The sequence below is a fragment of the Paenibacillus sp. NPDC101420 genome, from assembly GCF_050277435.1.
In the GTDB taxonomy this organism is placed as follows: Bacteria; Bacillota; Bacilli; order Paenibacillales; family Paenibacillaceae; genus Paenibacillus_AQ.
The window spans coordinates 1,975,672-1,987,649 of the sequence record NZ_JBNNSE010000001.1; the positions used below are offsets into that span (position 1 = coordinate 1,975,672).

17 protein-coding genes and 3 tRNA genes are annotated in these 11,978 nt (G+C 43.0%); 2 read left to right on the plus strand and 18 right to left on the minus strand.

What is annotated here, in order from left to right; all coding sequences use genetic code 11:
* Position 1: 1 nt before the first annotated feature.
* The 10 genes from ACQKMP_RS08605 to ACQKMP_RS08650 form a co-directional block, all read right to left on the minus strand.
* Positions 2 to 676 (minus strand): TadE family protein, encoded by a 675-nt coding sequence (locus tag ACQKMP_RS08605; RefSeq protein ID WP_427469175.1) that lies wholly within the window; start codon positions 674 to 676, stop codon positions 2 to 4.
* Complete coding sequence (locus ACQKMP_RS08610; RefSeq protein ID WP_042185540.1) at positions 673 to 861, minus strand: Flp1 family type IVb pilin; 189 nt, start codon at positions 859 to 861, stop codon at positions 673 to 675. The genes ACQKMP_RS08605 and ACQKMP_RS08610 overlap by 4 nt, the downstream gene beginning before the upstream one ends.
* 13 nt (positions 862 to 874) lie before the next feature.
* Positions 875 to 1,750: a type II secretion system F family protein gene (locus tag ACQKMP_RS08615; protein WP_042185538.1), complete on the minus strand. Its 876-nt coding sequence runs from the start codon at positions 1,748 to 1,750 to the stop codon at positions 875 to 877.
* A gap of 10 nt (positions 1,751 to 1,760) precedes the next feature.
* Positions 1,761 to 2,564 carry a type II secretion system F family protein gene (locus ACQKMP_RS08620; protein WP_042185536.1) on the minus strand — a complete coding sequence of 268 codons (804 nt, stop codon included), beginning with the start codon at positions 2,562 to 2,564 and terminating at the stop codon, positions 1,761 to 1,763.
* 22 nt (positions 2,565 to 2,586) lie between these two features.
* Positions 2,587 to 3,828: a CpaF family protein gene (locus tag ACQKMP_RS08625; protein WP_427469176.1), complete on the minus strand. Its 1,242-nt coding sequence runs from the start codon at positions 3,826 to 3,828 to the stop codon at positions 2,587 to 2,589.
* Positions 3,821 to 4,984, minus strand: coding sequence for a hypothetical protein (locus tag ACQKMP_RS08630; RefSeq protein ID WP_427469177.1), 1,164 nt, complete (start codon positions 4,982 to 4,984; stop codon positions 3,821 to 3,823). Before ACQKMP_RS08630 ends, ACQKMP_RS08625 begins: the two co-directional genes overlap by 8 nt.
* Positions 4,985 to 5,171: 187 nt before the next feature.
* Positions 5,172 to 5,606 (minus strand): DUF6526 family protein, encoded by a 435-nt coding sequence (locus tag ACQKMP_RS08635; protein WP_427469178.1) that lies wholly within the window; start codon positions 5,604 to 5,606, stop codon positions 5,172 to 5,174.
* Positions 5,607 to 5,642: 36 nt separating this feature from the next.
* The gene (locus ACQKMP_RS08640; protein ID WP_042185528.1) at positions 5,643 to 6,551 is read right to left on the minus strand and encodes a copper amine oxidase N-terminal domain-containing protein; all 909 of its coding nucleotides are present in this window, start codon (positions 6,549 to 6,551) and stop codon (positions 5,643 to 5,645) included.
* Between the two features lie 74 nt (positions 6,552 to 6,625).
* The gene (locus ACQKMP_RS08645; protein WP_427469179.1) at positions 6,626 to 7,045 is read right to left on the minus strand and encodes a thiol-disulfide oxidoreductase DCC family protein; all 420 of its coding nucleotides are present in this window, start codon (positions 7,043 to 7,045) and stop codon (positions 6,626 to 6,628) included.
* A gap of 93 nt (positions 7,046 to 7,138) precedes the next feature.
* Complete coding sequence (locus ACQKMP_RS08650) at positions 7,139 to 7,417, minus strand: hypothetical protein (protein WP_042124803.1); 279 nt, start codon at positions 7,415 to 7,417, stop codon at positions 7,139 to 7,141.
* Positions 7,418 to 7,756: 339 nt separating this feature from the next.
* On the opposite strand from ACQKMP_RS08650, the gene ACQKMP_RS08655 reads away from it, so the two are divergent.
* Positions 7,757 to 8,236 (plus strand): glutathione peroxidase, encoded by a 480-nt coding sequence (locus ACQKMP_RS08655; RefSeq protein ID WP_042124801.1) that lies wholly within the window; start codon positions 7,757 to 7,759, stop codon positions 8,234 to 8,236.
* 174 nt (positions 8,237 to 8,410) lie between these two features.
* On the opposite strand, the gene ACQKMP_RS08660 is transcribed toward ACQKMP_RS08655, so the two are convergent.
* Both ACQKMP_RS08660 and ACQKMP_RS08665 read right to left on the minus strand, forming a co-directional pair.
* A tRNA-Leu gene (locus ACQKMP_RS08660) sits at positions 8,411 to 8,493 on the minus strand.
* Between the two features lie 83 nt (positions 8,494 to 8,576).
* The gene (locus ACQKMP_RS08665) at positions 8,577 to 8,942 is read right to left on the minus strand and encodes a helix-turn-helix domain-containing protein (protein WP_149645200.1); all 366 of its coding nucleotides are present in this window, start codon (positions 8,940 to 8,942) and stop codon (positions 8,577 to 8,579) included.
* 230 nt (positions 8,943 to 9,172) lie between these two features.
* Between ACQKMP_RS08665 and ACQKMP_RS08670 the strand changes: the two genes are divergently transcribed.
* On the plus strand, positions 9,173 to 9,796 hold the full coding sequence (locus ACQKMP_RS08670; protein WP_427469180.1) for a hypothetical protein: 624 nt from the start codon (positions 9,173 to 9,175) through the stop codon (positions 9,794 to 9,796).
* A gap of 74 nt (positions 9,797 to 9,870) precedes the next feature.
* Here ACQKMP_RS08670 and ACQKMP_RS08675 read toward each other — a convergent pair.
* The 6 genes from ACQKMP_RS08675 to ACQKMP_RS08700 all read right to left on the minus strand — a co-directional run bounded on the left by ACQKMP_RS08675 (position 9,871) and on the right by ACQKMP_RS08700 (position 11,962).
* A tRNA-Leu gene (locus ACQKMP_RS08675) sits at positions 9,871 to 9,953 on the minus strand.
* Between the two features lie 6 nt (positions 9,954 to 9,959).
* Positions 9,960 to 10,031 (minus strand) — tRNA-Glu (locus ACQKMP_RS08680).
* A gap of 84 nt (positions 10,032 to 10,115) precedes the next feature.
* Positions 10,116 to 10,976: a cation transporter gene (locus ACQKMP_RS08685; protein WP_340974473.1), complete on the minus strand. Its 861-nt coding sequence runs from the start codon at positions 10,974 to 10,976 to the stop codon at positions 10,116 to 10,118.
* A gap of 139 nt (positions 10,977 to 11,115) precedes the next feature.
* The gene (locus ACQKMP_RS08690) at positions 11,116 to 11,307 is read right to left on the minus strand and encodes a hypothetical protein (RefSeq protein WP_379423106.1); all 192 of its coding nucleotides are present in this window, start codon (positions 11,305 to 11,307) and stop codon (positions 11,116 to 11,118) included.
* Between the two features lie 48 nt (positions 11,308 to 11,355).
* On the minus strand, positions 11,356 to 11,529 hold the full coding sequence (locus tag ACQKMP_RS08695) for a hypothetical protein (RefSeq protein ID WP_427469226.1): 174 nt from the start codon (positions 11,527 to 11,529) through the stop codon (positions 11,356 to 11,358).
* A complete protein-coding gene (locus ACQKMP_RS08700) occupies positions 11,483 to 11,962 on the minus strand; it encodes a class I SAM-dependent methyltransferase (RefSeq protein WP_427469181.1) in 480 nt (159 codons plus the stop codon). Before ACQKMP_RS08700 ends, ACQKMP_RS08695 begins: the two co-directional genes overlap by 47 nt.
* Positions 11,963 to 11,978: the final 16 nt, after the last annotated feature.

The following is an 11,978-nucleotide window of genomic DNA, read 5'->3' on the forward strand; positions in this document are numbered from 1 at the left end:
TTCACTTATCCTGAAGCTTGGTCATCATCGCGGATGCATCCTTCTTCTCCATGTGGACTCCAGACCCACTAGTACCCTCTGAACCTCCCTTGAACTTAGCCCCGAAGTAACGCATCAGGTCGACCGTACGGATAAACTCAACAGGCTCAGCGATGATAGATTGAGTTTTTACAGTTGGCTTTGCCTCATCAGACAAAACTTCATCAAGTACAGGTAAGTGCAGTAGACGATTTAATTCAGCACTTACTTTCCGTCCTGCAAGTGAATATGCGTAGTTCAAATTTCCCGGCATGTTATTCGGAATCATAGTGGACAAATGTCTGAGTTTAAGCACTGGTAGATCACTTTCCTCTGACACTTCACCAGGTAGCTCTATTGTCGCGCCATCACTTCCAGCTTCTCCGCCGAATAAAGAGGCTAGTAAAGCATCGTCTCCAATTCTCCAATAAAGGGAGTCATACTCACCTGCAGCATAGGAGCCAGAAACCTCTTTGTGGCTGTTGTCCCAATTGTAAGCCGCACGCTCAGTAGCCCCTGAGGCCACTTGCAGGAGCATAGATTTCTGGTAGCTATACAAACAGAAGAACAGAAGAAGCATTGTAATACACATGACCATTGGTAGTAGAATTGAAGCTTCAATAGTAAAGCTGCCTCGATCGTCCTTAAGCTTTTTCACTCGAATACTTCCTGGCTCTTTTCTCCTGCAGTTTTAATCAAAGCCTCCACTACTTCCTGAATTTTGTCCTTAAACAAAAGAACGACCGCAATCAGCACTGCAATAATCAGAATCATTTCCAGTGTCCCCAGGCCTTCCTCGTCCTTCCAAAAATTCTTCACGCTACCCAACATTGTCGTCATCATTAGTTTCACCCTCCTACATTTTTAACATCATGAATGCTGGCGTTCCCACCAGTACAATTACTATTAAAAAGATAACTACCATCGGAAAGACTAGTTTAGAGGAAGCTTGCTCCCCTCGCGTTCGGCTGATAGCTTTCCGTTTATCCCACAGCATCCGCGAGAGATCGCGTAGCGATAACACAAAATCCGCTCCACCTCTGCGATAATTCAGAAGAACCGTCGTCGTGAACAACGATACCTCCTGCACTGCACATCTCTTGCTAAAATTCTCGAATGCCTGCTGAAATGAATAGCCTCCTTCCCATTCACTGGTCATGATCCTAAGCTCCTTATACAATGGGTGATTAACATCACCTCGGTGGCTCTCCACACAGCGAATAATCGCCCGTTGCACGGTCTCACCTGCTCCTACCAGCAATACAATGCTGTTCAGAAGTTCTGGTAGCTCGAGCATAATATTCTGCTCTCTCACCCTCACCTTTTTATGTAAATCACTCACCATAGCAGCTGGTAGAGCTACCGCCAAGAAAAAACCTAGAATCAGACCTGTCTGATCGCCGCTAAATCCTGTGATCAAACTTCCACCCACAAGCAGCAACCAACTGTAGCTAAGCATCTCACCCATGAACAACAGGGTTCGTTCTGCACTGTAACGCATCCCATAACTTCGCTGCAGGGAACGTTGAATCCTGAACATCAACGATGGAAAACGACTGACAATGCCGGTTTTCTCAATGAGCAGCAACAGCGGTTCACCCAGCTTCCGAAGTCGTAATCCTTCCATAGGAAGTTCTCTTAATCCGTCATATCTTTTTCCGCATTTAATTCGTAACAGAGCCCAGACAACAAGTAAAAATATAGTGACTACTGCACATAGCCATCGCATGATTTCTTCCCCTTCACAGCGGAATGTCCATTATTTTAGTAGTCCAGAGATAACATAAAAACAAAGCTACTAATGCAAGCGTCGATATGGCTATACCCGCTCCTGTGTACATGGGCTGCATGTAGTCTCCTGCAGTCAAACTCATAAAGATCACCATAATTAGTGGAGATATTAACAGCGCTTTCGCTTCGAATTTCTTCTGTGAAATGCTTACAGTAATATCTTGCTGAATATCCAGCTTCTCTCCAATAATCGTAGACGTACGGCGCACTACTTCTACCAGATCACCGCCTGTACGTTTACATACAGTGAACACGTCAGCGAACCGCTCAATATCTTCCATTCCTGCTCTTTCACTGAAATCCCGAAGCGCTTCCTCCACTGGCTGACCGTATTCCATGCGCGTACAGATAATATTTAGCTCCGAGATCATATCGCCGCCCCCCTCCGGGTCCAGCATACGTAAGTCTTGGACCGCTTCCCGGAAAGCATTCTCGACCGATCGCCCTGCTGAGAGTGAGGAAGACAATGAAAATAACGTCTGTTTAAACTGTAAATTAAGCATACTCCGGCGTCTTTTCAGCAAATAATTACGCAGCATACGAGGTGCATACAGCCCACCTGGCATAAGTAGTAACGACAGTATCCAATGATGATAAAAAAGATATCCCACTCCAAACAGCAGCAAACCACCTACTGCAATAGCCAGAGTTTTCTGTATCAAGGTCAACTCATATACCGTATAATCCGGCAATAATGAATGGCCTCTGGAATCAGTTTTCTTAGGCTTTTCAGCAGCAAACTTAATCTTAAACACTACCTCTTCCCCCTTTTAGAATTCAGAATCCAGCCTGTGATAACGGATAGGAGGTTACACCAGCCATTCTAAGCTTTGCTGTATGCATAAGCGGGTTTGCGCAAGAAACCAGCCCTCCTTGTACCCGGCCCTCTCGTTCACCGGACTCTCGAAATTCATATAGAGGGTTCAAGACCACTTCTCCATCTTTCAGGCCTGCAACCTCACTAATCTCCATCACTCGCCTAGAACGATCACGGAGTCTGGATAAGTGTACGAATATATCAATCGCCGATGAGATTTGCTGACGAACAACCGTTACCGGCAGGTCCGCAGCACTTAACACCATCGTCTCCAGTCGACTGACCATATCGTGCGCGCTGTTAGAGTGACCCGTTGATAACGAACCATCGTGTCCAGTGTTCATCGCCTGTAGCATATCGAGGCATTCCGCTCCCCGTACCTCACCCACAACAATTCGATTGGGTCTCATCCGCAGCGAAGAACGAATCAAATCTCGAATAGAAATCTCCCCTCTACCTTCCGTATTCGCGTTCCTAGTCTCCAGGGAAACAAGATTTGGCACCGTTACAATCTGTAGCTCAGCAGAATCTTCTATTGTGATGACCCTCTCCTGTGAAGGGATAAACTGAGATAACGCATTTAGAAAGGTGGTCTTCCCCGAGCCCGTTCCCCCGCTTATAAAAATGTTGTATTTAGCAGCTACTAAGATTTGCAGTAGCTCTGCTGCTTCCAGGCTTAAAGCTTCACGGCTCACCAATTCATTCATCGTCATCGGCTTCTCCGGGAATTTACGTATGGTCATCGCTGGTCCTTTCAGCGAGACTGGCGGAAGTACAATGTTCACGCGGGATCCATCCTTCAACCGGGCATCAACGATAGGAGAGGAGTCATTTACTACCCTGTTAACACCGGATACTACCGTTTGGATAATGTCCTCCAGCCTGCTACTGGACTCAAATTCCAAAGGAAGACGACGAATCTGACCCTCCTCTTCTATAAAAATCTCAGTATGACTATTGATCATAATCTCCGTGATCGCCGGATTATCCACTAATGGCTGAAGCACATCCAATCCTCGGAAGGAGTCAAATAGTCTCTTAACTAACTCATGCTTCTCCTGTGCTGTTAAGTAACGGAGGCTTTCACTTTCTAGAATCGTTCGTTCGATAAACCCAGTAAGTTCACGGTTTCCTACTGCAGAAGTCACATCAAGCCCTGCACGAATCTCACTACGCAGCGCCCTGAACATCTCCTCATTCATGGATATTCTTCCCTGTAAAAACTAATGGGAGCGCTGGCTCTACAATCCGCTTGCACAACTGCAAGATCTCCTGCTGAAATTGTGGAGAGTTCAAAAAGAGCTCCTCACGGTGTTGCAGCGTCCATGATGGGATAAAGGGACATACGCCTTCAATGATAATTCCTTCAGGAGGCACCCACTCTTCCAAACGATCCACTGCAAAATTCACTACAAATTTACTCTTCTCCATCACATAGGGGGGCATGCCAGAGTTAGGAGCGGTGCAATGCGACAACCATCTCATAGTCTTATACATGCTTACATCATCATTTTTCAGGACCCAAAGTAAAATCCCACTTCGCTGCAGCACAGCTTTCGCACGCTCTTCCTCGATGCTGCCGGTGTCCACAATAACAACATCAAAGTTTCTCTCCGCAACCAGCCGCTCTAACAAATCCAGCGTATCTTGCAAAGTCATCTGCAGCATTTCCTTCACATTAATAACTGGTCTGAAAGCAGCAGTTCGGAGGTGATCATATCTAATGAAGTATTGTCCTAATTCGATCGTATCCGCTTCATCCTTGTCTCGATTGGCCTTTATTTCATATAGCAGCCGCTCTAGTCCAGGCGTATAACCTGCAGGGATTCTGAGAAACAACCCACTGCTGTCTATACTCTCAAGGTTCAGATAGAAAACCGAAAGGCCCATTTCACCAAGCTGCTTCGCCATATTCAATGCTATCGTTGTTTTGCCCATGTTGCCGCTGGCAGAGACAACCCCCAGCAACAGCGTTTCATCTAGCACAGAAGATCCTCTACCTCTCTGAACTTCACATAACTGGAGAAATGCTTCAAGGAGGGAAGGAAGCGCCTGATATTTGGCAATCATCACTCCCCCTCCCAGACTCTTAACACTCTTACCGAGATAACCTCCATCCTCACTCAAAACTGCCCATGGAACCGTGCTTTTCCCCTCTACTAGCCAAGCCTCGATAAAAGAAGAGTCCCCCACAACAGCATCCGGGATGTCCTCTCCCCTCATAAATTCGATAAAAGCATCCATTCGGCTAAAAGCCGTAATACGCAGCATTTCTCCGTACTCGCTGTGATGAAGATAGTGCAGTAATGGTTCGATATATTGACTTTCACGCACTGCGAGCACAATCCTTGCCGCCATGAAACCACGCTCCTTTCGATAAGAAGAAATCCATTATTTCCTCAAAAAAAGACAGCAAAAAAAGCACCGACAATAACCGTGGATACGGTAATTGAACGGTGCTTCCGTTACTATTCCTTTAATTTACAGCTATAGTAGCATATATATAAGAAGGCAGCAATAAGTTTTTTCGCACACTAGCTGGATACTATACTCTCATCTTATCTTCGCGCCAGTTCTTAATGGCAGACCGAATATCAGCAGGAATGAGCTTCTCCTTCACCGCCCGTTGACACAGTGCTGGAAATTCATCATCACCCGCATAACGTAGCGCTATAATTTGGGCTATTTCAAGCTCTGGGCTCAAAGCTTCGCCTGTCAGACGGAAATAGCGGAACTGCTCTTCCACTCTCGCCACACGGTCCTGATTTTTTGTCGCATATATACGAATTCTTGTAATCGCAAAAAGTAAGCATAAGGACATACCGAATAACAGCAGTGGCACCGTTAAAGCACCATCATCACGTATCTCTTGAACAGCATAAATCGCCGACCACACAAACAAAATTAGCGCAAGCGGCATCGTCACAAAATGAAAAGGCCAATCAAAACGCATAAATCCCTTGGGCTTGCCTTTATTCATAATTCATCTCCATATTTTATATGACTTGTAGAGCGCTTAAAGCTTCGTCTCGCCGGGAATAGCCACGATAAAGGGCTTGTTGTTCTCCCAGTTCAGCGACTTCCCTGATACTTTAGTCGTTCCATCCGCATTAACGATTCCGCAAATAATCTGACTTCCCCATACACTCGTATAATAATAGGCATAGGATGGGGCTAAAACAGGGGCTTTACCATATTCCTTCGCAATGGGGTGTCCGAATATCGCGGTAAAATCCTTTTTATCAGCCTCTTTCGAATTGTCCAAATCTGCTTCCCATACGACTGTTCTAATGTTGTCTTTAATCTCATAATACGATACAAAATGCCCATAGATTATGAAATATCCATCAGATCTGCCTTCAGGAAAATAATACGACATAGACAACGCTTCATTATCACCCGTTAATTGGGACGGTTCTCTTTCTTCAACCGGGAATTGTAAAGCAGCAATGCGGGAAACTACCAAGTCCCTACTATTATAATTCTGCACAAGCTTCGCATTGGCACGTTCCTGAACCCAGACAGTATTCGTAGTAGCATCTACCGTTACTCTTGCTCCAAGAGCTTCCGCAATAAATCTCAGCGGCACTGTAACTCTTCCATCCATGATGCTAGCAGGTGCATCCAGTTGTACAGATTCGGAGTTCTTCCACGCCGTTCGAGAACCCACAGCAAGCATAATCTTCATGGAGTCTCTAACGATCGTTACTTGCTTTGTACGGGCTTCCCACTGAATAGAAGTATTCTTGAAGCTCTCAAAAGCCTTCAGCGGAACCATCGTCTGTCCAGAGACGATTTGCACGCCATAATTCACGCTCGAATTATTCACCATTACCTTGAGCTTAGCATCAGCGGATACCGTTCCCATCGTACCTAAAGAAACTAGCATAACTATTAATAGATAAAGCCCTGCCTTTCGCAACATCCCTTCGCCCCTCGCTAAATGCCCTTAATTATACCAAATTATGGTTACATTATAACATCTAGCCAAATCCCGGATTACAAAAATCTTTGTTTAATCTCCGGTGTTGGGAGTAGACACTGCTCATCGCGCCCGAACCAACGGTAACGATTCCTTGCAACATAGCGGTAGAGGGTATTCCGTATTGGGCGCGGCACTATAATGAAGATATACGCAGCAGGCCAAGGCCATCTCAATCTACGTGCAATCCGCAGTACAGCAGCCGACTCTGTATAATACACACCGTTCTCCAGCAATACAACTGTGTTCAACTGCCCAGGTTGAAGTCGAGCCTCACTCATTAGCTTAGCGGCAATTTCACTTTGTAAAGGGGCGAATAGAAATTTAGCCTTGGGATCACGCGGGATGATGAAACGAATCAAACCTTGGCAAAGATGACACACCCCATCAATCAACACAATGGACTTATTTTGCATAATGTTCAGCTCCTCGTTCATAGCTCCCCCTCCCTATAAAGATAAGTGTATCGCATATTTTGGGTAAACAAAAACGCGGGATAGAATCCCGCGCCAACATGTACCGTTCTTTAATTATTCAGCAATTGCCTTTTCAATCCATTGATCACCGATCATTTGTCCTTCGAAATCAGCAGTGAATGCCTCCATGCATTTACAGATGAAATCTTTGCGGCAAATTGGACATGGAGTTTTAAGCAGGCGGCTGATGTTCGTCATTTTCCATTCCGGAAACCGATTATAAAACGCACGGCACTCCGTTCCATCAGCAAGCTTGATAATGAACTCGTACAATCCTTCCTTATCGTTGCTGCTGGCTTTGGTCACATTCGTAATATTCGGTCTGTAAGACATCTTCATCACCCATTATTTAAATTTTTGGTTGTAAATTGCACACGCAACATATTCTCAGATACTTAGACATATTAAAGAATTTTAAGAGTGATGTCAACCAAAGACGCCTAACACGGAGGCTATTTATTGCTCTTTTCTGATCAACGCCTTTATTCAGTCATTATTTCCATAAAATATATACAGATACATTTAATTTATGATCATTCATTTTGCTGTGATTTGATAAACCGAATGGGCGTTAATGGTTCATAGAATTTTCTTATTTGGTTCCCCATCATAAATAGTGTACAATTAAATTGCGATAAATTAAAATTAGAAATTACAAAGGAGGTGGCATCCATGAGTATTTATGATTTTGAGGTCAACACTCTTCGGGGTGCAGAAGAATCATTGTCCAAGTACAAAGGTAAAGTACTCCTTGTTGTGAATACAGCTAGCAAATGTGGGTTTACGCCTCAGTATAAAGGGCTTCAGGAAGTGTACGAGAAATTTAAGGATCGTGGATTTGAGGTACTTGGTTTTCCAAGCAATCAGTTTGCTGGCCAAGAGCCTGGCGAAAGTGATGAAATTGCAGAATACTGCGAGATTAACTATGGGGTAACTTTTCCAATGTTCGAGAAGATTGATGTAAAAGGTGATGAAGCACACCCATTATTCAAATACTTATCAAAGGAAGCACCTGGTGTTCTAGGCTCAAAAAGCGTGAAATGGAACTTCACCAAGTTCCTGGTGGATCAAGAAGGCCGTGTCCTTAAGCGTTTTGCTCCTAAAACTACTCCTCAGCAGATCGAATCCTATATCTCCAAGCTTCTGAAATAATCCATTCAATAAGAAATTTTAAAAAAGGATACTGGCCACATCACTCAACCCACTAGGTGATATGCGGTCAGTATCCTTTTGTCATTATTCAATATACGAAAATACAGCTTTCCGATTGCTCGTTAAGCATAAAAAAGAAGCCTTGCATCGCAAGGCTCCTTTCGTCATTCTGTATGCGGTAGAGAGGACTCGAACCTCCACGGGTATACACCCACTACCCCCTCAAGATAGCGTGTCTGCCATTCCACCACTACCGCGCGGTGAGATAAAACATAAAACTTTGTTTGAGGTCAACATTCATTATTATAAATGTACTTCCCCGAAATGTAAAGGCGTTGATTTAAGAATTTTCGTCGGCCCATTTCTGCTTACGATATTCAGTGAATGCTAGGTATTCTTTAATGAATTCCTTTTCCTCTGGAAGCAATTCATTCGTTCGATCTTCATTCAACTTCGCTTCTCCGAAATCATAGTCCTCATTGCTCTCTTTCAATATTTCAGATGTATTTCTACCTAAAATAAGCCAGTCCAGACTTACATGAAAAAAAGCGCCGATCTCAATTAATTTATGTGTTCCCGGAGTAGATTTGCCCCGCTTCCAATCTCCCATATTACCTGTGCTTATATTTAACTGCTCGCAGAATGATTTCTTGGTGAGACCTTTTTGCTTAATTAAGTACTCTATACGTTCGTATATGGTCTGCATCCGTAAACCGCCCTTCACAAAAAAATAAAAAAAGACTTATTTAAGTAATTACCTATTGCAAAATAACGCAAAAAAGTATATAATTGGTGTTACTATGTATTATCCGATTATATCATATGGTTAGAGTGACGATAAGAGGCGACTCAGGTGACAAGTGTCTGATGTAATGCCGTCTGACCCCCTTAATTAACATGTCATCCCGAAGGATCTCTAGGAGGGAGCGATGACTTTTGTCAAAATGCTTATCATCTTCCATTATCCATTCACTTGAATATCTGCCGCACAATGCAGTGGTCATCAACAGCCAAGGAGTTATCCAGTTCACCAACAGGAAGTGGAAAGCATTTAGTCATGAATATGGCCTCTCCCCTCACAAACAATGGATTGGAGCTTATTATTCGGAGCTTCTGCAAGATGTGATCATCGATTCCGATCAATGGGCCAAGCTTTATGATTCGGTGAAAATTATACTCCGCAGAGAGCAACAGATTTATACCTCTGAGTTCATCATACAAACCGCCTATAAAGGGACGCGTATCTTTCGATTGGAAATCTATCCGCTACTCTCTGATTATTATCTAGAAGCTGCTTTTATAATTTCTCTATATGATTTGGGTGTATTTATAGAAGGAACTAAGATGTCGGGGATCACAAGCATCTGTTCGACATGTCAGCCAACACAAGAGTTAATCCCCATCTGCGCTTCCTGCAAATCCATTCGAAATTCTAAGGATGAATGGATCAACATTGAACTTTTTTTAAAACATCAGCTTTCTCTGCAATTCACCCATGATATTTGCCCAGAATGTGTCAGACAGCTCTATCCCCAATATGCAAGAGCCTTCAAGAACTAATCAACTTGTCTAACCCTATAAAAAAAAGTAAGAAAACCTCTGCGAAGCAAAGGATTTCTTACTTTTTATTTGTATGCGGTAGAGAGGACTCGAACCTCCACGGGTATACACCCACTACCCCCTCAAGATAGCGTGTCTGCCATTCCACCACTACCGCATAATATGACCCGTATGGGATTCGAACCCATGTTACCTCCGTGAAAGGGAGGTGTCTTAACCCCTTGACCAACGGGCCTTAGCAAGGTTGTCTTAACGTGACAACAAAAATTATGATACCAGAAATATAAGGACATGGCAAGCACTTTTTTTTCATATCACTTCAGCCTATAGCATTCTTCGATTCTTCAATCATCTCTATATCCCAATCACGTCTAATCCTTGCCTTGATCACCTCATATTGTTCCCTGGAGTCGCTGTGTATCTCATGAACATAAAGAAGCTTCCTTCTAGGACCATGATCCTCGTAACGAATAAGTTCAATAGAAAGATTCACGCCGCAAGACTGTATAGTTTTGATTAGCTTTCTCCTAACAAAAGGATAATGCTTAGCAATCAGTACGAGATGCATATGTAGCATCATACCAACGCCGATCAACGCAGCAAGCCCACCAAAGATCAGTCCCGCAAGACCGTTATAATAAGACATATCCCCTTGATGTGTAAACGAAAGTATAGCTGTCTGTGTAAGAACGAGAGATATTAAAGAGGCCGCTAGATTGGATAACTTGATTGCCGAAACGGCTGGCGCTTTTCCTTTTCTCATCATAACGATCGACCCATGCACCGCCATAACAATTTCTACAAAAGTCATGCATGCGATGGCGAGTGCTACATTCTTCGAATAACTCACGGAACTGCCATACAAAAATAACAGCAAACAATAGATGATAAAAACAACGCTAGACGTAGTTAAGATGACTCCAACCTTGAAATAACTCTTATATTCTTCTCTACCGTAACCGTAGGGATGTGTTTCGTCAGGCAGCTGCTTCCCCGCGTAATGTCCCTTGACCGCCGTTGCCTTCGCCAAGGCCAGCCCTACATTGTAAAAAGCATATATGCATAAGAAGACCGAGGCAGTGTATAACCCTACAATCATTTTCCCAACGGCCATAACAATGTTCATATAGTACGATACTTTTGCATAGGTGATTGAACGTTCTATTTTCCTATAATCCATGTTCCTCACTCCCGCCAACTAACAAAAAAAGAGCCATAATAGGCTCTAACTTGTGTGCTCTGTCAAATAGGTTTATAACTTAACATACTATTTTGAACAAAACAAATGCTTTTTCTTACAACCAGATTAAAAGATAACTTTACACTTTAACCATCAATTTCTTCTTTAAGCGGGTTACGAACAGCTCCATCAGAACGGCTAGGACTAAAATGAAATACGTTATAGCCCCAATCTCAATATTCCCGATGATCAGCTCTGGCGAAGACTTCGTAGAGTTCCAGTCAAAATGAGAATGGCCCGAATATGAAATAGCAAACCAAGTTGCGAACAATTTATTATTGCTATATCTTTATCTGACCTTATTCTAAGTTGTTCTTAACTATTTTTCATATATGTAATCGATAAATCCTTGCCGTATCCATTCGCCTTCAAACTTTCTTTCAAGCACTCGATCTTCTTTATATATTAATTGCATATCTTCAAACATAGAATCCGCCTCATCATAATCATAATAAGAGTGAATTACGTAATTCATCATCTTCCATTTGCTCATACTGATGTTCTCCTAAATCAACTCCGTCACCGACTCGAAAATCCTTGATAGTTAAAAAATTAACAAATAATAACCCACCAGGTTTTAGCACCCGTTTCAATTCATTTATTGCTTCTTTCACTTCTTGTTTTTTCATATGAAAAATAGAATTATAAGAATACACAAAACTCATCGACTCATCGTTTAATGCCAACTGTCTCATGTCACCCTGATGTATGTTTAAATTCTGCCCTCTTTCTGCTGCGAACTGATTAGCTCTGTTCATTTGTTCAACATTCATCTCTATTCCATATGTAGCGTATCCATAATTCGCAAACAAACTTAGTGGAGGAGTATCCCCTCCTGCCCCACAATCTAATATGGTCTTTTCCATGCCACTTTCATTACATAAAGCCAAAAATCTGTACAAGGGTATTTGTTTAAAAAGCTCCACAGTTGTTTCTCTCCTT